Here is an 18,665-nt window from a genome sequence, read left to right as displayed (position 1 = left end):
TCTATCGGGCAATGGCCGAGGCGATCGCCATCGGTGTTCCCGGCGCATGGATAGAGCCAACTCTGTCTGCTGTCTTCCTGGTGCTGCTTTGCTGGGGCTTGCTCGTCCTGGATCTCACCTATGGTCCGCGTGCCGCAGAGGGCGGATCCCGGAATCTTTGCATCACGGCGCCGGTTGTCACTCAATTGCCGATACTTGGCGCGGCCCTCGGAGTTTATTGGTCCAGAGTCGACAGCAAGGCGCTGGAGCCGGTCCGTTCGGCTCTCATGCAGGCGAGACTGGACTATCTCGTCCTCGATGGAGCCGGCACGGCTGAGCAGGTCGCTCCGATCGCAGACCGGTTCTCGTCGAACATCATGCGGTTCAACGATCATCTGCTTTACGCGTCGATCGCTTGCGGGGCGGCGGCGCTTGTTTCCGCCATGCTGTCGTTCGCGATAGTCGCAAGGCGGTCCCGCCGTTCGGCCGGCTGCGGCCCTGCATGCCTTGCCGTCGCTGCGATCGTCGCTTCGGCAGGTTTGATTGCCTTGTTCGCCATATCAGGGACGAGGGTATCCGTAGCAAGAGCTTTGATGCCCGTTCCGTTGCTGGCGACGGCTCTGTTTCTTGCCGGTTTCTGGCTTTCGTGGCTGGGGGCGCTGGGGCGCGAACGAGCATTTCCCGTCATAACCGGCATTGTTCTGGCGGCGATCTTGTTCTCGGCGCTCGATCTGAACGACGATCATCGCGTACGCACGGTTTCCAAACCTGGCTTGCCTGCGGAAAAGGCAGTCGGCGATGAATTCCGGGTCTGGCTCAGAGCTCGAATCGACCCACACGTCGATCCGGCAAGAAATTCCCGATCTATCTGGTCGCGGCGCAAGGAGGCGGCATCTACGCCGCCTATCACGCCGCCAGCTTCCTCGCGAGCGTACAGGATGACTGTCCGCGGTTCGGCCGACATATCTTCGCGATCAGCGGTGTCTCCGGGGGCAGCGTCGGCAGTTCGGTGTTCGCGTCATTGCTGTACCAGGCCAACGAGGCGAAAGCGCTCGACCTTATCGCGGACCGCCCCTGTCGCAAGACCAACGACACGGCGCCACCCGTCTTCCAGGATGCGGTCGATGAGTTGTTGAGCGAGGATTATCTTGCCCCGCTTCTGGGCGGCTTCCTTTTCACGGATGCTTTCCAGCAGATCCTTCCACGACCTGTTCGTCCATTCGATCGAGCGCGTTCGCTGGAGCTGGGAGTGGAGCAGTCATGGCAGAGTATAATGGGATCGAAGCAATTCAGGATACTGCGCGGAGAGGACAACAAGCTCAGCTTCCCGCTGTCATCACGATTCATCAGCCTGTGGAAGCCCGACAGCTCTCCGGTTCCAGCCCTTGTGCTGAACACGACCGAAGTCAATACCGGGCGTCGGCGCATTGTCGCGCCATTCCGGTTCGACGGTATCGACGTCTCGTTTCTCCCGGTATGGAACGATACGGATCTGGCAAAACGCTTTCCCGAATCGGTACCGGATATTCCGGTGAGCACCGCCGCGTTCCTGAGCTCACGATTTCCGTGGGTTACGCCGGCCGGATTCTTTGAAGACTCTGATCCCAACGACAAGGAGCCAACGAAGGTAAGGGTGGTTGACGGCGGGTACTTCGAGAATTCCGGACTGGCCACTACCCTGGATCTGCTTGGCTCTCTCGAGACCGCCCTGGAGCTCGATCCCGCTCTGCAGCCATTTCGGGACAAGATCGAGATCAACATCGTCACACTTAACTCCAGGCGTTTCGATTTAGGTTCATTCGCTGGATTTGGAGAGTGGGTCTCCCCTATTTCCACCATGATGAGCACGAGAAGCGCGCGTGCGCCGCTGGAGACGTCCCGGGCCGAACTGCTCGTGGAACGATCGACCAGATCGTCGACGGGCATTCCAAAGAAGCTCTTCCGCTTCGATCTTGATGGTCTGGGTTACCCATTGCCGCTCGGCTGGCGCCTGTCCGCTGTCACGCGGCTCCTCATCGCCAACCAGATCGGCACTCGATCGCGTTGCCGGGCTGTCCCTGCCGCGGGTGGCGAGATTTCGCCGGACTGCCTGAAGAGAATCATTGCCGATCAATTGGGCACCGAATGAATGCGGAGGCAATTCAATGCGACGTGTCGTTACAACGTTAGTCCTGGTCCTTTGCGTCTCACTGTCGCTGGCGCAAAACAGAAGCCCCAGAGTCGCTGAAGTGCGCCGAGCAACTGGCCGAGCTCGGCAAGCAGTACAACGCGGAATGCGCGCCCAAATTCGGCCGGCCGCCCTCATGCGACAGATGTCCGCCGGATTCGACGAGCTGTGTTCCCAAATGCAACGAATGCAAAATCATCGACCAGGAGATGAAAAAGAAGGAAGGCCTGTGCGGGGAGTAGCCTCACTTCTGCGTCGTTCGTCTGCCGCGGCGATGCTGGTGGCCGCTGTCTCCTACCCGGTTGGCAGCACCGTGGCCGCGGAGCGACCGGTCCCGCCGAAAGAGACAGCCCGAAATGCGGCTCAGGATCAACAAAGCATCGAGCTTGCCAAAGCGATAATGGCTGCCGATCCCGGGCTTCGAGACTTGATACCGGGTGCCGATCCGAACGCCGCGATCTTCATAAACTATCAAAGCCGGAGGTACGATCTCTCCCTGCTGACGATCGCGACGCTCCTTGGAGACGAAGATGCAATTGCGGCGCTGATCGATGCGGGGGCGCGACGTGGAGAGTCCTGCGACGTCGGGTACCTCGTCTCGGTCAGTCTGCCTCTCAACTCCATCCTTCCTGAGTTCACGACCCGAAGGGCCGGCCTTCCCCGCATCATGACTGGCCAGGCCGCGATGTCCTGCTTCCTCGCCTCTCCCTACCGTCGGGCCTCCAGACCGTCAGATCAGCCGTTGCTGGATGCGGTGGTCGCCGGAAGCCTCGAAGCAGCAAGGCGTGCCATCTCGCATGGGGCGAACCGGAACGCCAGAGAGCAAAGGCTGCCCGGCAACGTCGTATGGCCCGGACGTACGGCGCTTATGATCGCATTGATCGAGCGTCGGCCCGAAATCGCGAAATTTCTGGCGAATGGCGGCACAGACGTAAACGCAAAAGCCGCGATAGCCTCCCGATGGGGTGGTGTGGACGGCCTCGACGCGCTGAAGATCGCGATACACCTCAAGCAGCGGGATATGTTCAAGTCCCTCCTCGAACACGGCGCGGATGCGACTGCAGTCGACGAAGACGGAAACTGGGCCATTCATGAAGCGGCTTCGGGCGGTGATACGGCCGCCATCAAGGCTCTGCTCACGGATGATCCTCGCCTCAAGGCCAGGGCTGCGATCGTTGCGCGAAACAAATCCGGTGAAACATCCCTCGTGCTGGCGGTCAGGTCTCACCGGCCTGATGCCGTTCTTTATCTCGTCGAGCGGGGCAGGGCGCTGTATGGAAACGACTTTCTCGAGTACTATGGGAATGGCGCCCTCGACGAGGTCCTGACCCTTCGTTTCGCTGGCAGTCAGGAGGCAGCCGGCATCGACCGGGCCAGACGCAAGGCTGGCGAAATCCTGACCATCCTTCTCCGCAACGGGGCGGATCAATCGTTCAGGGATGAGGAGGGCAGGACGATCCTGATGAGATCCATCCAGGCCGGCCTGGACCTGGACGCGATCCAGTCGGTACTTGACGGCGCCCCTCAACTGGATGCCGTCGAGCGCAACGGGAAGGACGCCTATGCTTTCATCCAGGGCCGCGGCGATGCGAAAGAGCTGGAAATCCTGCTCGATCGATCACGCGGGAAGGCTCGCTGAAAGCTCAACAGGCTGAACAATAGTTTTGTCCGTTGATATTCATCCAGCAGCCCGAGCGCCCATTGGTGTCGGTACATTGACCGCAGCATCGGGGGGCGCGGCTTTGAGCGAACCGCCAGACGTTTGCGGATGAGCTCGGGATATTCTTGCACATTGCCGGTGGGGACTTCGTCGAGGTTTCGACAGCCTTTGCCGAAGTCGTCGAGAGTAGCGCGATGAGAATCAGTGACGCGTACTTCATATTGCGCTCCTGCCGAAGGTGAAGAGAACGGGCACCGTCGCACACTGGGCCGTAGATATGCGCAGCGCAACCAGGGGATACCCTTGGCCGGACCGGGCTGCTTTCCTTCGCGTGTCGCCACACCATCTTGCGCCGGCCGCGACGGCATCCGCCGGACTGACCATGCAACGTTTGGCGCTTCGCCGACGCGGGGTGCCCATGATCGGCTCAGGATCAAGGGAGAGGCCAAAACCCTCGACAGAGTTACCAGGGAACATCCGGAAGAGACCGAACACATCCTGTCTTCCGAAGGATCGGATGCGATTACGGGCGGCGCCTTAGGGACTCTCCCAGTACACCTCAATGGCGCAATTTGATCCGATCGATGCGTTATTCATCGGAGCGACATCGCATGATCGAAGCGTTTTCCGTAGCGACAGCGCATCATTTTCAGGATGCCATGGCCTCCCAGGCCCGGCTGAGACACGAGGTCTTCATCAGAAGAAGGAAACTGGATCACTCGTCCTGGCGAGGGCTTGAGTTCGACGAATTCGACACCCCGGCCGCGACCTACCTGGTCTGGCGAGACCGGGAACGGGTGGTACGGGGATTGGCACGGCTTCTGCGCACGACGGGACCGTACATGCTCCGCAGCTACTGGCCGCAGCTGGTCGAAAATCGTGACCTTCCGGCATCCTCAAAAATCTTCGAGGTTACTCGCGTGTGCGTCGACAAGCGCGTCGAGCCGGTGATCCGGCAGACCATCTTTCCCGAGCTTCTGTGCGCCATTCAGGAGTTCCTGTTGCTGGATCGCGGTATAGGCATGATCGGGGTGACCCGCGAACATTTGCTCGCGCACTTCATCCGGTCGGGAGTCCAGTGGCTGGGTCCAACCCGGCTGATCGAAGGTGAGATGGAGCGCGCCTTTTTTGTCCCGACCCAGAGTATACGACCGACGTGGCACTGCGAAAAGCTTGGCATCGGCAGCAACGTTCTGGCCTTTGGGCCCGAAACGGCTTCCGAAAGGAATGCAGCATGACCGCAACGTGCCGCGAGCCATGCAGCGAGGATACGGCAAGTAACATGGCGGACGCGCTGACCTATCTTGGACGAGTGGCACGCGATGCCGGCTATCACGCGCTTGTCGGTGATATTCTGGCGATCCGCGACAAGTTGAACTGCATTGCAAGAGCGGAAGAGGCGGCACGGGCCAGGAGGGCAAACGCATGAAGCCGAAAGCGACTTTTTCCGATTCCGACCATGTTGGCTTCTTCGCGGATCACGAATTGAAAGTGCGCTCATATTGCAGACGCTTGCCGGCTCTCCTCGCCTCCGCCCGGGGCGCCGTTATCCGGGACTCCAGCGGCAACGACTATGTCGATCTTCTGTCCGCCTGTGGCTCGCTGAACTACGGGCACAATCACCCGCAACTCCGGTCCGCGGCCGTGAATTATCTTTTGTCAGACGGGCTTGCCGCGGGCCTCGATTTCCATACCGAAGCCAAGCTCGACTTCATGTCGAAGTTCGAAGAGCGGATCCTCGCTCCTCGCCGGCTGCGTTACGTCATGCAGTTTCCTGGCCCGACCGGCACCAATTGCGTCGAGGCGGCCATAAAACTTGCTCGCAAAACCACCGGCAAGTCGAACATCGTGGCGTTCACCAACGCATTTCACGGAGTCTCGATGGGATCACTGGCCGCGACCGGCTCGTCCTCGTGCCGGGCGGCCGCACGAGGACTTCTGGGCGGCGTGACCAGATTGCCCTACGACGGCTACTGCGGTGCAGGTCTCGATGACATCACGCGCTTCGAGCGGATGGCTGCCGATCCGTCGGGCGGAGTGGAGCCCGTCGCAGCCATAGTGGTCGAAACTGTGCAGGGGGAAGGCGGGCTGAACGTTGCATCGATCGAATGGCTCGGCGGCCTCGCCACCGTGGCGAAGCGGCTCGGGGCTCTTCTGATCGTGGACGAGATACAGACGGGATGCGGTCGCACCGGCCCGTTCTTCAGCTTCGAGCGCGCCGGCATTCAGCCTGACATCGTATGTCTTGCGAAGTCGATCGCGGGCTATGGCTTCCCCATGTCTCTGCTCCTGCTGCGGCCGGAGCATGACGTGTGGTCGCCTGGCGAGCACAATGGAACGTTTCGTGGTAACTCGCTCGCATTCGTGACCGCCGCGGCCGCCCTGGATCTCTGGACCGGAGAGTTCATCGACGGCATCGAGGCGCGCTCCCGGCTGTTGGCGGACTGGTGTCGTCCGATGGTCGCCCGCTATTGCGGCCGTGTTTCCGCAAAGGGAATCGGCATGATGCGGGGATTGCGGTTTTCGGACTGTTCCGACGCCGTCCGGGTGGCCGAACACGCAGCACGTGAGCGTATCGTCATCGAGTGTTGCGGACCTCGCGACGAAGTTCTCAAGATCATGGCTCCTCTCAATATCGAGATCGATCTGTTTTCCTCGACACTGGAGCGGCTCGCGCGGATCATCGATTTGGTACTGGGATCGAACGAAGCTGTTCTCCGCCTAGAGCGAAATGATGCCGTTTCTGATCCCCATGATCACTGCGGTGATGCGATTGCCGGCCCCGAGCTTCCTCATGCTGTTGCCAACGTGGAACTCCACAGTCTTCTGGGAGATGCCTAGGATCTCGCCGATCTCCCAGTTGGTCTTGCCTTCCTTGCACCACTTGAGGCATTCGATTTCCTGGCTGGTCAGGACTACCGCTTCAGGCTTTCGTCTGTCGATCAGTTCGCAGTATCGGAGCCAGTACTGGATGCTGACCATGTATATGTAGGCCGACCTGTCGGCATCCGGCACTCCCTTATCGCGAAAACTGAGACTGATCAGATCGGTTTCGCGAGCCGGTCCCCGTATGGGAATTGTTATTCCGGAATGGACGCCCAATTCCCGACACTCCTCGAAGAAGCTTCGCTGGGCTCTGCTGATTTGATCTGGATTGCAGGTGTCGGACCACCGGAACGGAGCGCGCGCACTTTGCACGCGCTGGACTACGGGGTCGATCTTGTCCCACTCCATCGACCGGTAGGTGTCGAGATAGCCGGACGGAAATTCGCTCCATGGAATTGAAATGAGGCGGTTCTGACGGGCTCTCGCGAACACTGCGTTCTCGTAGCCAACCTTGCGCATCGTCGCGAGGAACAGATTCTTCAGCTCGACGTCGTTGTTCGCTTCCCGGGTTCTCTCGATGAATTCCTCTACAGTCGTAATCATGGTGCCTCCCCCGGCTCCATCGGATCTAGCCGGCGTGCTTCAAAAACTCCCTCATGTGCCTGTTGAACGTAGCCGGTACCTGCCAGTGAGGCGCGTGGCCGGCGTCTAACAACACGGGTCCTCCCCTCCAGATATTCCGGTACCTCAGCCCCTGCACGTAATCGATCTTCAGGAACGGATCCCGGGCTCCCTGAAGGATCGCCAGCGGACGTTCGTCGGTGCCAACGGTCTGGACCTCGTCCGCGCCCACGCCGGCCATGCCGTTTCGGACCATCCAGTACCGGGCGTTACCGTCAGTCACAGTGGCAGCGCGCAAGTGAACTGGCGAAGCGCGGTTTGTTCCCATCATCGCCCGAACATATCGTTGGCAGTCGTCGGGTGAGAACCTCTGGCGGCCAGCCAGAGCGGTTGACGGCGTCCATCGGAATCCGGCTCCCACGCCCTCAGGATTTAGCCGGACGGGAGGCGTACCCGTGAGCGCAAGCGACCTCACCTCGCGATACCGCGCGAGCATCTCGAGCCCGATATGGCCGCCCAGCGACCATCCGATGACATGGTACGATCGATAACCAAGTCTGGTCATGAGGCCGTGAAGCAAGGCCGCATAGCCCGGGAAACTGTAGGTCTTTCGTGGCGTGCACGACCAGTCGGATGCTCCGTGTCCGGGAAGATCGGGGGCCACGACGGCGAAGCCGTCATTCTCCAGCGCAAGGAACTGACCCGCAAAGACTTCCTTCGAGGAAGAATTGCCGTGGATCAAAAGAACTCCGATAGTGCCTGGAGCACTTTCCAGGACACCCAGACGCAGCCCCTCGATCGCGCGCTTACGCGAGCGCATGGATGGCCGCCAGACGGAATGAGGCCTGCGCCTGCGCAGGAGCGACAATATTTCTCAAAATACGAACTCACACAACCTTCGGAAACATCGAACCTAATATTCCCGTATTGATGCACCAACAACTTTGCCGGTCAACAGATTTCATGCGTGCATCGCAGCGGACGGCCGACTGATTTGGTGCGTTCTGTACAGGGCATGGATCGCTCCCTGCCTGGCGGATCAGAATCCAGGCTGTCTGAAAGAGCGACTGCTGCGAGCTTCAATCCGGCCGGGTCGCAATCTTCGCGCCATGAGCCGCCGGCCTCGAATACAGTTTAAGAGCACGGATTGCGGCGCGGTCCTGTGCCGGGCGAGCAGCAACCGGACGGCGCGGTGTGCCTCTTCGAGTTCGGCGCCGGGCACGATCCTGACCCGGGAGCAGTCCGTTGCGAACTATCGCGCACGGCAGCCTAGTGAACCTCCTGGGCCTAGTGAAATACCTGGGCTTCCGCCGCTGCGGAGTGGAGCAGGGTGATCTCGTCGAGACCGCGATCCTGCAGGTCTCCGCGTGTCGGTCGCATCTCATGAGTTTCTGGCCTGCCAGGACGACAGCCACGAAGCAGGATCCACTGGAGGCGGCTCGCGCATCGCTGCGAGAGCTTTCGGAGCCCGGCATCGAGATTCCTTCTCACATCGCGGGACCGATCCTGGAGGCGCTGCGGCTGGGTGACCTGACGAACGCGACGCCCGGGCTCCAGCAGCAGTTCTGGACTGCGTACGGGACGCTCAATTCGAGGATAAAATCACCGGAAGAGGCGAAGCGCTACTATCGGAGATTCTTCTACGGCATTCTTTCCGCGCTGCTGCTTCTGCAGCTCTATTATTCCTCATTCATTACCGTTCAAAAGGGACTGCTCAAGGTCGGCAGCATGATCGAGGCCGCCGAGGCCGCGCCGCTGGTGGATGGTACGGCCGGAAACGCCGACCCCAAAACGAACGATCTCTACGAAAAGCGGAAGACATACCTCAACGCCACAGAATACCTGATGGGAATTCCGCGGAAGTTCGGAGGGCTGTTGACGGTGATCGGACTTGGGACAGAACCCCAGGCGGCCAACAGACCCGAAATCGTCGCACAGGTCGAACTCGAACTGGCTACTTCCTTCGCAGGCGGCTTCCTGCTGCCGCTGCTCTACGGAATGCTCGGAGCGATCGCCTTCGTTTTGGGGCGTCTGTCCGACGAGAGCTTGTCCGGAGAAGCCCGCACCCTGAAGAGACGGTACTCGCTGCGCGTTCCGATCGGGGCGCTTTCGGGCCTTGCGGCCGGGTGGCTGCTGCAGCCAGCCACCGGCTCGATGACGGCTTCTCTGTCGCCCTTCGCGCTGGCCTTTGTCGCGGGCTACAGCGCCGATCTCGTCTTTGCCGCCATGGATCGAATTGTCGCGGCTTTCTCTGCAGCTCCGCCGGCTCCGGCTCCGCCCGAGACAGCAGCAGCCCGGCCTGATCCGCTGCCCGATCGAGCGAGAGCGCGCGCAGCTGATGCGGCCGCCAGCCAGTCAGGGCCACCTCGAGGTCGGGGCGACGGTCCTCCGGCCGAACAGGATACGCCGCCGGCGGGCGGCAACGGGCGGGAGCAGCCACCGGAGCCGGGCGAGGCGCCGATGCCGAGTTCGCGAGCGCAAGCAAATCTTTGATGCATATTGTGAGGATCAATTGCCATGGACGTAACGTTTGCACAGGTTCATTCGCTGGCTCCCGGAATGAACGACGAATACGCCGCCGGTTTCGGCGCGGCCGACGTCAACGACATTCTTTCCAGATACCGGATTTCGGACAACGGCCTGAGGCTGGCGCACTTCTTCGCCCAGATGCTTGAGGAGACGGGCGGCTTCCACGTGCAGATCGAAAGCCTGCGGTATTCACCTTCGCGCCTGATGGAGGTCTGGCCTCACCGCTTTCCGACCATCGATATCGCCGGGCAGTACGCCTACAACGAGGAGAAGCTCGGAAACTACGTCTACGGCGGACGGCTTGGAAACACGAACCCCGGAGACGGATTCCGCTACCGTGGGCGAGGATTGCTTCAGATCACCGGCAGAGCCTCGTACGCCAGGTACGGACAGCAACTGGGGATCGACCTCGAGGGCAATCCTGAGCTGGCATTCCATCGCGATCATTGCCTTGAGATAGCCGCGGCGGAGTGGGCCGCGAGCGGGTACGGCGGGAAGACCTGCAACCAGCTCGCCGATCGCGACGACATCGTCGGCGTCACCTACGCGATCAACGGCGGCCAGACCGGCATAAGGGATCGCCGCCTCTGGCTGGCGAAGACAAAGCCCGTCTGGGTCAGGCCCGCGTCAGCGGTCGCATCGGATACGATGACAAGTCGTGCCAACGCCAATCTCGAGGCGGCCATGGTCGCTGCGCCCGATGTTGCGGCTGCCCTCGCGGTGGCACCGGCTCCCGCTGCTGCCGCCGCGTCGGTTGCTGCGGCTGTTCCTGCCACCCCGGGCGGCTTCGGCGCGCGTGCGGCCAGCGTCGCTCTCGGGAATGGCGCAGGTTCGGCGAGCAGACCTATGATATCTCCGGACACGCCACCCATATCGGACACAAGGAAGGAGAGGATCCGTACTACCGGTATGTGGGCGAATACTGGAAGGACGGGGTTGGCGACGGTACTCTCACCGGGCGGGATCGCAGCGTTCCATGGTCCGCGGCATTCATTTCCTGGGTCATGAAGACGGCCGGGGCGGGGGACCGCTTCAATTATTATCCGCAGCATTCGTTCTACATCTTCCGCGCGATCAGGGACCTGCTGCAGGGCAACTCCGAGGCAGGCTATCACTGCTATCAACTGAACGAATGGAAGCCCCAGGCGGGAGATATCGTCTGCTGGGCGCGACAGGCGGGCATCGACTACCAGCACCAGAACGGTGGTCACTATGCGGGCCATTGCGACGTCGTGGTGGAGGTCGCCGCCGGTCAGGTGCAGGTGGTGGGTGGCAACGTTGGCGACTCGGTCACGAAGCGTCCGCTGGGATTGAATGGAGGGGGCTATTTGCAGCCCGCGACCGAGGGGGGCGAGAACCTCTTCGGGATCATGCGTTGCAGACTGTGAAACGATATCCGACGATATGTCGCTGCGAATCTCGAATCTCCGCGCGACATATCGAAATGTCGATCACAAGCCCGTAGACATATATCCGGGAGAAAGCTGTCAGTCATCTTTCGGGCGTTTCCGGGTACGCAGCCTCCGGCCGAATTTGCGCGTTGAACGAAACGGCCGGAGGGAGGACGCATGACCGAAGATATCGCGTCAGAACCGGCGCGATCCCGCGCCGTCCCCGGGCTCGTTGTCAGTCACGGCCCAGCTCACTGCGCACAGAGAAGTTTGACCAGGTACTTCCGGGAGTAGGTGAGCGTGTCCTTGTCAGTGCCGTTCGTGTACTCGAACCCGATCGAGGAATAGGGATTGAGTTTGTATTTCAGCAGGGCCTGGTACAGACTGACGTCCATTCCGGAATTGAAGTCGTGGAAGTATTTCGCGGTGGCGACGAAGCTGAACCTGTTCTGCAGCCAGTCCGGGACGTCCGCGAACGGCAGGAAGACCATCGTCAGCCTCGCGGTCGCTCCCGCCCACTCGTAGCTCGATCTCGTCAGCCCGGTCACGCCCGGAATATCGACCTGCCGGATGTCGGTTTCTCCGCGCAGCTGAACGAACCATCCGAGGTAGGGATCGGTCTTGAGATAGCCACCCAGATGGTACCGCAGGTCATACGCGTCCCAATAGCCGTTGAAGCCCCAGGCGCGTGCCTCGCCGCGGAAATCCGTCTGGTAGTAGGGGGAGAATGTGAACACCTGGCGCAGCGGGAAGTCGCCGAAGATGCCGAAACTTCGCGCCAGCTCGAACTGGGTATCGACGCCGATCTTGGTCGAGCTTTCTTCGCTCCTGGCGCGCGGCGAGGTCAGGTTTCCGGCGGCGGAGACGAAGGGCACGACGGCCCAGCCCGATACGAAGGGAATGTACTTTTTCGGAGTGTCCGGACACAGGTCGCGGAAGAGTACGTAGGATACCTGCCCGTCGACCGCGAGCGTGCCGGTCCTGGCGACCGTGTCGCCGGTGTAGCTGACGGAAGCGCCGGTCGCGTTCTCGACCGACGGTGCCATGTAGAGAAAATTGTCGAGGCTGTCGGCTCTGACGAACAGACGCTGGTCCTGATTGCAGAATGAGGTCTTCTCCGGATCCGCGGCCGGACTGTCCGGCGGATTGGGAAGGAGCTTTGCGGCGCCACGCTCGAAAGCGCCTCCCTGCTTGTGGGAGAGCTCCCTGAGACGCTTCTGGATGGCCGCCTTCTCCTTTTCGAGAGCAGCATCCCGCTTCTTCAATTCGTCGATGCTGGCGTGCTCGATATCGGGAGTTGCGGCCCGGGCGAGCGATATCGGTGTGGTCGCAAGCAGCAAAAGCGCGATCGCGGCACGGTTTCTCATGTCTGGATCGTCCAGCCATCGGAGGCATACCATGCGAATACCAGATCCCCCATATCGCCGAGCGTATCCGCGTTCATCGCGTCGCCCTTCTGAAGGACGAGACCATCGTGTTTGAACGACGGGTACGCCATCAGCATCAGCGCGATATCCCAGTTGTTTGCATCACCGCCGAGAAGCCTGGACAGAGGCGCGGCCGGCTTGATCGGCGGTCTCAGCCCGAGAGCCGTGACGATCCGCGAGACGATCTGGACATCCCTTATCGTCCTGGCCTGCAGAGCCTGCGCGTGCTGAACCGTCGCCTGCGCGAACGGCGTCGCTGCTGCCTTTGGCTTATTCCCCGGTTTCGTGTCCATCCCTGGTCCTCCCCGAACCAAGTGTGACACCCGACCGACGAGGCGAAAACCAGGGAGATCCCGAGCATGATCTCCATCGGGCCCTGATCACCGGCAGGAAAAATTTCGGCATGAGGTCCGGGTGGAAGAGCCCGTCTCCCAATCGCGAGGGATCGCGACGGTGTTCCCGTCGGCCACGAGGCAATCATCTCCACTCCGCTCGCAGATTGGCAAAGTCGGGCGCCGGACCTTGTATAATGCCCCGGGTAAACCGGGTTGGCAGAATTCGGAACGCCTCCTGCCGCATGCGGTATTTGGAAGCTGCGCCAGCTCCGGGTCACGCCCGATTCCATGAGGCTGTGCCTGACCGGGCGTTGGTCTGTGCTCCTGTTCGAAGAACAATTCCGGTTTCCAGGCAAATCTGCCCGCGTAAACAGTCGACGCCACACCAGAACGCGGCAGCGAGCACTAACCAGGATCGTCGGCCTGCGCCTCCATTGGCAACGATCGCCTGATAGACGAGGCGCCGCATTTCCTGAATGAATTCGGCTGCGACCGAATTTATCACGGTAGGCGCGATCGGCGCGCCCGCTTCAAAGATTGCATTTATTTCCTGAGCGCGGCCGAACGTGGAGTTCTGGCCGCGCAGATCGTACGCCGCGCGCCAATCGTCGTGGTCCTGCACCGACCTGCGTTCGACGATCCGGTGAAGATCGGTGTAGACCTGCTGTCTGATCGACGAAAGCGCGACTTCGGTCGTCACGGACGCCATGACGTGTGCTCGCTTTTCGGCGAAGCCCGGAAGGTTGACGCCCTTGACCTGATCGAAGTGCGTGAAGGCGATGGCCAGCTTCTGCTGTGGATGACCGCCTATCGCCGCGGCCCGTATCACCGAGAGGGACGCGGCCTGCATCGGTTGTTGAGCGTTGTCGACGAGCAGAATTACGTCCGCGAGAGCGTCTTCCCGTCTGGGTTCGAGACCAGGCGCTGCCCGTCACTAACCAGCGCCTGAAGGATGACAAGCTTAACGCAAAGGCTGAAGCCAAGGACGACAAGATCTTCGTCACATACGATCCTTTGGAGACCGGCAGCGGTTATGTAAGTCCTGCGGTGATGCTCGAATTCGGCGCACGATCGACGGGCGAGCCGAGCGAGATACACGAGGTCGTTTGCGACGCCGCCCAATATCTCGAGACGCTCGAATTTCCCACGGCCAAGCCGAAGACCATGAAAGCAGAGCGTACCTTCTGGGAAAAGGCTACCGCGATCCATGTCTTTTGCGTTCAAGGCAAATTGAAAGGCGAGCGTTTCGCTCGCCACTGGTACGATCTTGTTCGATTGGACGATTCCGGAATTGCAGAGAAGGCACTGAAAGACCGGAAGCTTGCTGGGGTTGTCGCGGAGCACAAATCCTGGTTCTTCTCGGAAAAGGATGCTGCAGGCTCGATCATCGACTATCGCGCAGCTGTCGGTGGTGCATTGAGGCTCGTCCCTGAGGGAGAGACGCGAGACGTCCTGGAGCAAGATTACAAGCACATGGTGGACGACGGTCTTTTGCTCGATACGCCAGACAAGTTCGATGAGTTGATGCGGCGCTGTGCGGACATTGAAACGCGAGCCAACAAGCCGTCCTGAACCGCCACCCAGCATCGGCAGGATACGCTAAGGCGAATCCCGATCGGTGGACGAAACCACGTTAACAACTTCGAATTCATATCTGCGGTAGGAAGTTCTGACCTCTTGTGTCGGTCTGCGGTCGATAGCCCGGATTTTGAGGCGCTTTGCGAATTCCCGTCGTCTGAGGGGCTCGTTCAGATACGTTTCGAGATCGACGGCCGCGGACTGGCGACTCTGGAAGGTTTTCTGGAAGGCCCCGCCGGACATACTGCCACCCTTGCCCAGGCTCACATTGAACAGGATCCGGCCGTCAAAAAAGTCCTCGAAATCCCTGAGAGCAACGATGGGGATACCTCGGAACGAAAAGCCATTCAGAAAAGTCTTTTCAGTCAGGGCAAACGGAATCACCCTTTCGACGTCGGCCGGCCAACCCAGGTCAGAACTGAGTATCGACCAATTGGCCTTGACGAAGTCGGCCTTTTTTGCCGCCTGTCTGCACGCGCCCGCCATCTTCTCCACATGCTGAAAAATCGTGAGCGGTTCGGCCGAGAACGCATCGTATTTCACTTCCCCGACATAGATCGCCTTATCGGCTAGGATCAGGAGATCGATCTCTTCGAAAGTCGTCGCGTTCGCCCAAAGCTTTCCGCGTCCATGGACCGAGAAAGGCAGCGACGCCCGTCTAATGGCACGTGCCGTCAGGTCGGCGACGTCAGGATTCGAAGCGCCTGCCAAGGTCGATGCCGTCGGCGCGCGAAATCATATGTTCGACGAAACGCTCGAAGTTCGCATGAGCGCACATTGGCGAGAGGAGCGCGTAGTTCGTCCCGAGAGGAACGAGTGGCGTGAACCATATGTCGTGCTTTTGACCTGGTACGAACTCAAATCGCGCCAGCTGCTCAACGGCGAACTTCTCGTCGATGCCGAGAATGGCCGCGACGAACCTCCGGAACGAGGCCGTATCGAACAAATACGAGCCGCTCTCGGCCTTGAGGCCGTACCGAGTGAGGTTTCCGAGTGAAATGAAACTGAGAAGAAGATATATATCGAGGGTACACGATGCCGGACTATCCGCGCTGATATCCCGAATGACGTGGCGCAGGAACGGGTAGGCGATGTGATCGTGCATGCTCGCGCGGAATTTCGCGAAATCCCGCCGATTTTTCCGCCCCACGCGTAACTGACCGTCGACAAACCGGTGTTGCGCGGCCGCGAACCCTTTGAATGCACCGAAGGAGACGTGCTGCATTCTCAGCGAGCTCTCGCGCGCCAGACCAATTCGTTGGGCGATCTCAATAGCATTATCCGCGAGCGCTTCCGGCTCGACGTCCACCTCATTGCCGAGACAAAGGCATTCAAACCAGTCGTTCTTGTAAACCCGGAACTGATTGAACACTCTGAATAACAAGCGAAGATCCGGCCTTGCACTATCGCCTCGATCTGCTTGCGTCTTGAGGAATGCGCAATAATCCAGAGTACCCTTGAGGGCATCGAAAATGCCCTCCAGGAGATCGTCGGCTGAATAGTTGTTGCCGTCGGCTGTCCGGAAGGCGCGAAGGTTCATCAGGTCGGATTCGGGGATCGTGTCGGAATCCGATGGTCGAATGAATGGTTGGTCGAATATGTGGAAACCGTCTAGCAGGGACAACAGAACCGCAGACCGGCGTATCGGCTCCGCGTGTTGCGCGGACAGGCGATAGGACGCGAGTGCGCTTCGCAAATCATCGAAGATGGCAATGAAGGTGTCATATGTCCGGCAGAAGTCGGGCGCGCTGGCGCGAAATTGCTCAATGAGCGCGTTCGCTTGATCCTTGTCAAACTTGAAATGGTCTGGCTGAAGCCTCGTATCGCTGATGATCAGCGATCGCATCTCGCGGCGATCGAGAAACGTATCCAATGCGAAATTGTAAGGAGTCATCGACCTTCCTGCGGAATCGCGCACGACGCCTCACACATCGAGTTGATTTTGAGTCACAAGCGCCGCCATTGCTCAGCTTAACAACAATATCACATCTCTAGATTGTAGGCTGTCCATGCCTGGATAATCAAAAAGTTTTCTGTTGCTTCTTTAGGTACATGATATTGCGTCTAACGCGGTCGGCGATCGCCTTGGTCTTGCGAAATGGTTGTTGAATTGAGGAATTCGCATGGTTTCGCCTTTTGAACTATTGCGCGAGGCCAATCGAGAGTATCCCGCCACGCGGATTGTATGGCCCGCGATCGCCATCGTCGCAGTGCTGGCAATCATCGAGTCATTCCGTATCAGTTGGAATGTTGCCGCCCTTGGCGCAATCGTCATTCTCGTATTGCTCATCCTGTTCTTCATCGTTTCTGCCATAGCGCGGATCCTCGGTCGCGAGCGCCAGGGCTTCGTCATCCTGCGCCTGCCGGTTCGTAATCGTATGGGCCTTCACCCTCAGCATTTGCGTGGTGTTGGCGCTTTTGCGTTAGTTGTTTCTTTTTCCGATGGCCGGGTTCATTTGCAGAACTCGTCACGTTCGGTCAATCGGTCGCTGTCTCCAAATCCGAGAAGCCGACCCAGTCGCCACCGGTCATCCAGCCGGTACCACGCTCGGAAACGCCTGCTGCTTCGCCTTCCGGGCAGGGGCCGCAGGTCGATGTGGCGCGTGTCAACGCCTGCCTGAACGCGATCGACAAGGAAAAATTGTCCGTGGCGGAGGTGACGGTCCAATCACGTCAGCGCCTGCAAGCCGGCAGGTGAAGGGAGCACTCAATATGCCGAGGTCAGTGCGTCGCCGCGCGGCGACAGTTGCAGCCTTGTTGCTCGTCATGGCGCATTCCACGCGCGCTGCCTGGTCAGACGAGATCGATCAATGCATGGCCGATCGGCAAGCCGCATACGAAAGCCCGCAACAGTTCACCCAGGAAGGGGAAATCAACTTGCCCGGCCGGGGATGTCGTGGGCTTTCCGCCAGCATTCGCCGGGACGACAGGAGTGGGGCAGTAACCTACACCGCACCAGCAGGAACGATCATTCAAAACCGCTCGCTCGATGCGATCACCGTCGAGAATATAAGTCAGAACAACGGCAGGTATGGTCAACCGAAAGTATCGGCGGACAATCGGACGGTTACCGTGCCCGTTGCATGTGATGGCAAAGGACCTGGAGAGGGGCGGGCGTGGCAAAACATTCGCATTCGGGGAGTGATCATCCGCCAACCCACAGCCGAGAACTTGAAGACCTGGGCGATCCAGTGCGTCAGATGCGTCGCTGAAAAGAACTGCCCCAGACATTGATATCCCCGTGCGCCCCCGATCCAGGCATGGCCGTGGGCTCGCGAGTGTGCGGAGCAGGTCGAGTGCGGCACCTGGCCGCGCATGGCGGAAACAAGCGTTCGCCGCGATCGTTAAGGCTCGGTGGCCTTCGAAGGCAACAAGGGGGACGGGCCGCGAAACGACCGCGTCGTATCGTTGCTTCACCAAACCCAGTGTTTCAGGCTGTGGGTAGATGTAGAGGGTGCCTTCCGTATCGCTTCAAAAGTGATCTCACTGATCTGCTCGGGGGGGGCGTGCGCGCGGCGGAGATCGTGTTCTGCGTCATCGCTCGCCCTGCGATCTGCGATCTTGTCGGCGGCATACTGCCGGGAAGATGCTGGGGTCGATTGCGATCGGATTGCGATGTCTATGGAGACATAGGAAGGACCGAATCGGTAGATCTTCAAAATTTCAACGTCAAACAAAAGCTCCCCGGACTGGCGGCGGACCATGTGACGAAGTGCGAGAGTTGCGTACTACCTTGGCATGTGATCCACATCGACCATGTTGATGCGGACATTCACCCGATATCTGATGATCCGCGCTGCTGGCAGCTTCCCTGTTGTTCGGCCGGCTGCCCGCGCTGATGGCACCGTACGTTGCAACCTCGACGGCGCCACTCTCTACACGACGCGTCGTAACGCGATGATCGCGGAGTACGCGGCGATGAACACCGGCAGCGGCACGGTCTCGCGGCCTCAGGCAGGGCACCGCTATCTCGCGCAGAAGATGCCCGGCAAGAGCCGGCCGGAATATCTCAACCTGTGCGACGAAATGGCCTCGATGCTTCCACGATACCGTTTCTGATTGCTGATACCGGCTGATCGCGCCAATCTAAGCCACGATGATCACCGGGGGCACGGCCTCAGATGTCTAGACGGGCACTGAGGCTCTTCATTT

General features: G+C 60.0%; 19 protein-coding genes. 12 read left to right on the top strand and 7 right to left on the bottom strand.

The window, feature by feature from the left end; all coding sequences use genetic code 11:
* The first annotated feature begins 781 nt into the window (after positions 1 to 781).
* From ACSKB9_RS16450 to ACSKB9_RS16430, 5 genes are all read left to right on the top strand, one after another.
* Positions 782 to 2,107 carry a patatin-like phospholipase family protein gene (locus tag ACSKB9_RS16450; RefSeq protein ID WP_438080247.1) on the top strand — a complete coding sequence of 442 codons (1,326 nt, stop codon included), beginning with the start codon at positions 782 to 784 and terminating at the stop codon, positions 2,105 to 2,107.
* Positions 2,108 to 2,282: 175 nt separating this feature from the next.
* Positions 2,283 to 3,785 (top strand): ankyrin repeat domain-containing protein, encoded by a 1,503-nt coding sequence (locus ACSKB9_RS16445; RefSeq protein WP_438074266.1) that lies wholly within the window; start codon positions 2,283 to 2,285, stop codon positions 3,783 to 3,785.
* A 632-nt stretch (positions 3,786 to 4,417) separates the two neighbouring features.
* Positions 4,418 to 5,044: an acyl-homoserine-lactone synthase gene (locus tag ACSKB9_RS16440; RefSeq protein ID WP_438074265.1), complete on the top strand. Its 627-nt coding sequence runs from the start codon at positions 4,418 to 4,420 to the stop codon at positions 5,042 to 5,044.
* A gap of 44 nt (positions 5,045 to 5,088) precedes the next feature.
* Entirely contained in the window at positions 5,089 to 5,235 is a 147-nt protein-coding gene (locus ACSKB9_RS16435; protein WP_438074264.1) for a hypothetical protein, read from the top strand.
* Positions 5,232 to 6,647: a diaminobutyrate--2-oxoglutarate transaminase gene (locus ACSKB9_RS16430; RefSeq protein WP_438074263.1), complete on the top strand. Its 1,416-nt coding sequence runs from the start codon at positions 5,232 to 5,234 to the stop codon at positions 6,645 to 6,647. Before ACSKB9_RS16435 ends, ACSKB9_RS16430 begins: the two co-directional genes overlap by 4 nt.
* Here ACSKB9_RS16430 and ACSKB9_RS16425 read toward each other — a convergent pair.
* Together ACSKB9_RS16425 and ACSKB9_RS16420 are read right to left on the bottom strand one after the other, a co-directional pair.
* Positions 6,528 to 7,235 carry a helix-turn-helix transcriptional regulator gene (locus tag ACSKB9_RS16425; protein WP_438074262.1) on the bottom strand — a complete coding sequence of 236 codons (708 nt, stop codon included), beginning with the start codon at positions 7,233 to 7,235 and terminating at the stop codon, positions 6,528 to 6,530. The genes ACSKB9_RS16430 and ACSKB9_RS16425 overlap by 120 nt on opposite strands.
* A 25-nt stretch (positions 7,236 to 7,260) precedes the next feature.
* Entirely contained in the window at positions 7,261 to 8,073 is an 813-nt protein-coding gene (locus ACSKB9_RS16420) for an alpha/beta fold hydrolase (RefSeq protein ID WP_438074261.1), read from the bottom strand.
* A gap of 425 nt (positions 8,074 to 8,498) precedes the next feature.
* Here ACSKB9_RS16420 and ACSKB9_RS16415 point away from each other — a divergent pair, with 425 nt between their 5' ends.
* Genes ACSKB9_RS16415 through ACSKB9_RS16405 form a run of 3 tightly spaced genes read left to right on the top strand, consistent with a single transcriptional unit; the run spans position 8,499 to position 11,170 of the window.
* Positions 8,499 to 9,746: a hypothetical protein gene (locus ACSKB9_RS16415; RefSeq protein ID WP_438074260.1), complete on the top strand. Its 1,248-nt coding sequence runs from the start codon at positions 8,499 to 8,501 to the stop codon at positions 9,744 to 9,746.
* 24 nt (positions 9,747 to 9,770) lie between these two features.
* Complete coding sequence (locus tag ACSKB9_RS16410) at positions 9,771 to 10,790, top strand: glycoside hydrolase family 19 protein (protein ID WP_438074259.1); 1,020 nt, start codon at positions 9,771 to 9,773, stop codon at positions 10,788 to 10,790.
* Positions 10,787 to 11,170, top strand: a complete 384-nt coding sequence (locus ACSKB9_RS16405; protein ID WP_438074258.1) for a DUF2272 domain-containing protein — start codon at positions 10,787 to 10,789, stop codon at positions 11,168 to 11,170. Before ACSKB9_RS16410 ends, ACSKB9_RS16405 begins: the two co-directional genes overlap by 4 nt.
* A gap of 254 nt (positions 11,171 to 11,424) precedes the next feature.
* Here the strand turns inward: ACSKB9_RS16405 and ACSKB9_RS16400 are convergent, their stop codons facing one another.
* The 3 genes from ACSKB9_RS16400 to ACSKB9_RS16390 all read right to left on the bottom strand — a co-directional run bounded on the left by ACSKB9_RS16400 (position 11,425) and on the right by ACSKB9_RS16390 (position 13,785).
* Complete coding sequence (locus ACSKB9_RS16400) at positions 11,425 to 12,540, bottom strand: hypothetical protein (protein WP_438074257.1); 1,116 nt, start codon at positions 12,538 to 12,540, stop codon at positions 11,425 to 11,427.
* On the bottom strand, positions 12,537 to 12,893 hold the full coding sequence (locus ACSKB9_RS16395; RefSeq protein ID WP_438074256.1) for a hypothetical protein: 357 nt from the start codon (positions 12,891 to 12,893) through the stop codon (positions 12,537 to 12,539). Before ACSKB9_RS16395 ends, ACSKB9_RS16400 begins: the two co-directional genes overlap by 4 nt.
* 316 nt (positions 12,894 to 13,209) lie before the next feature.
* Entirely contained in the window at positions 13,210 to 13,785 is a 576-nt protein-coding gene (locus ACSKB9_RS16390) for a hypothetical protein (RefSeq protein ID WP_438080647.1), read from the bottom strand.
* Between ACSKB9_RS16390 and ACSKB9_RS16385 the strand changes: the two genes are divergently transcribed.
* Positions 13,731 to 14,507, top strand: coding sequence for a nucleotidyl transferase AbiEii/AbiGii toxin family protein (locus ACSKB9_RS16385; RefSeq protein ID WP_438074255.1), 777 nt, complete (start codon positions 13,731 to 13,733; stop codon positions 14,505 to 14,507). The genes ACSKB9_RS16390 and ACSKB9_RS16385 overlap by 55 nt on opposite strands.
* Before the next feature lie 27 nt (positions 14,508 to 14,534).
* Here ACSKB9_RS16385 and ACSKB9_RS16380 read toward each other — a convergent pair whose 3' ends face one another.
* Together ACSKB9_RS16380 and ACSKB9_RS16375 are read right to left on the bottom strand one after the other, a co-directional pair.
* Positions 14,535 to 15,224 (bottom strand): hypothetical protein, encoded by a 690-nt coding sequence (locus ACSKB9_RS16380; protein ID WP_438074254.1) that lies wholly within the window; start codon positions 15,222 to 15,224, stop codon positions 14,535 to 14,537.
* Positions 15,202 to 16,407: a hypothetical protein gene (locus tag ACSKB9_RS16375; protein ID WP_438074253.1), complete on the bottom strand. Its 1,206-nt coding sequence runs from the start codon at positions 16,405 to 16,407 to the stop codon at positions 15,202 to 15,204. Before ACSKB9_RS16375 ends, ACSKB9_RS16380 begins: the two co-directional genes overlap by 23 nt.
* 229 nt (positions 16,408 to 16,636) lie before the next feature.
* Here ACSKB9_RS16375 and ACSKB9_RS16370 point away from each other — a divergent pair, with 229 nt between their 5' ends.
* The 3 genes from ACSKB9_RS16370 to ACSKB9_RS16360 all read left to right on the top strand — a co-directional run bounded on the left by ACSKB9_RS16370 (position 16,637) and on the right by ACSKB9_RS16360 (position 18,572).
* Positions 16,637 to 17,134 (top strand): hypothetical protein, encoded by a 498-nt coding sequence (locus ACSKB9_RS16370; RefSeq protein WP_438074252.1) that lies wholly within the window; start codon positions 16,637 to 16,639, stop codon positions 17,132 to 17,134.
* Between the two features lie 91 nt (positions 17,135 to 17,225).
* Positions 17,226 to 17,747 carry a hypothetical protein gene (locus ACSKB9_RS16365; RefSeq protein ID WP_438074251.1) on the top strand — a complete coding sequence of 174 codons (522 nt, stop codon included), beginning with the start codon at positions 17,226 to 17,228 and terminating at the stop codon, positions 17,745 to 17,747.
* A 552-nt stretch (positions 17,748 to 18,299) separates the two neighbouring features.
* Positions 18,300 to 18,572 (top strand): hypothetical protein, encoded by a 273-nt coding sequence (locus tag ACSKB9_RS16360; protein ID WP_438074250.1) that lies wholly within the window; start codon positions 18,300 to 18,302, stop codon positions 18,570 to 18,572.
* Positions 18,573 to 18,665 lie beyond the last annotated feature (93 nt).

Source organism: Bradyrhizobium sp. BR 1433 (genome assembly GCF_051547665.1).
In the GTDB taxonomy this organism is placed as follows: domain Bacteria; phylum Pseudomonadota; class Alphaproteobacteria; order Rhizobiales; family Xanthobacteraceae; genus Bradyrhizobium; species Bradyrhizobium australafricanum.
This window is presented reverse-complemented; position numbering and strand designations above follow the sequence as displayed.

Coding starts and splice junctions, on each gene's coding strand:
- ACSKB9_RS16445 (WP_438074266.1), top strand. CDS start 2,283: ATGCGACAGATGTCCGCCGGATTCGACGAGCTGTGTTCCCAAATGCAA.
- ACSKB9_RS16440 (WP_438074265.1), top strand. CDS start 4,418: ATGATCGAAGCGTTTTCCGTAGCGACAGCGCATCATTTTCAGGATGCC.
- ACSKB9_RS16435 (WP_438074264.1), top strand. CDS start 5,089: ATGGCGGACGCGCTGACCTATCTTGGACGAGTGGCACGCGATGCCGGC.
- ACSKB9_RS16430 (WP_438074263.1), top strand. CDS start 5,232: ATGAAGCCGAAAGCGACTTTTTCCGATTCCGACCATGTTGGCTTCTTC.
- ACSKB9_RS16425 (WP_438074262.1), bottom strand. CDS start 7,235: ATGATTACGACTGTAGAGGAATTCATCGAGAGAACCCGGGAAGCGAAC.
- ACSKB9_RS16420 (WP_438074261.1), bottom strand. CDS start 8,073: ATGCGCTCGCGTAAGCGCGCGATCGAGGGGCTGCGTCTGGGTGTCCTG.
- ACSKB9_RS16410 (WP_438074259.1), top strand. CDS start 9,771: ATGGACGTAACGTTTGCACAGGTTCATTCGCTGGCTCCCGGAATGAAC.
- ACSKB9_RS16405 (WP_438074258.1), top strand. CDS start 10,787: ATGAAGACGGCCGGGGCGGGGGACCGCTTCAATTATTATCCGCAGCAT.
- ACSKB9_RS16400 (WP_438074257.1), bottom strand. CDS start 12,540: ATGAGAAACCGTGCCGCGATCGCGCTTTTGCTGCTTGCGACCACACCG.
- ACSKB9_RS16395 (WP_438074256.1), bottom strand. CDS start 12,893: ATGGACACGAAACCGGGGAATAAGCCAAAGGCAGCAGCGACGCCGTTC.
- ACSKB9_RS16390 (WP_438080647.1), bottom strand. CDS start 13,785: ATGCAGGCCGCGTCCCTCTCGGTGATACGGGCCGCGGCGATAGGCGGT.
- ACSKB9_RS16375 (WP_438074253.1), bottom strand. CDS start 16,407: ATGACTCCTTACAATTTCGCATTGGATACGTTTCTCGATCGCCGCGAG.
- ACSKB9_RS16370 (WP_438074252.1), top strand. CDS start 16,637: ATGGTTTCGCCTTTTGAACTATTGCGCGAGGCCAATCGAGAGTATCCC.
- ACSKB9_RS16365 (WP_438074251.1), top strand. CDS start 17,226: ATGCCGAGGTCAGTGCGTCGCCGCGCGGCGACAGTTGCAGCCTTGTTG.
- ACSKB9_RS16360 (WP_438074250.1), top strand. CDS start 18,300: ATGATCCGCGCTGCTGGCAGCTTCCCTGTTGTTCGGCCGGCTGCCCGC.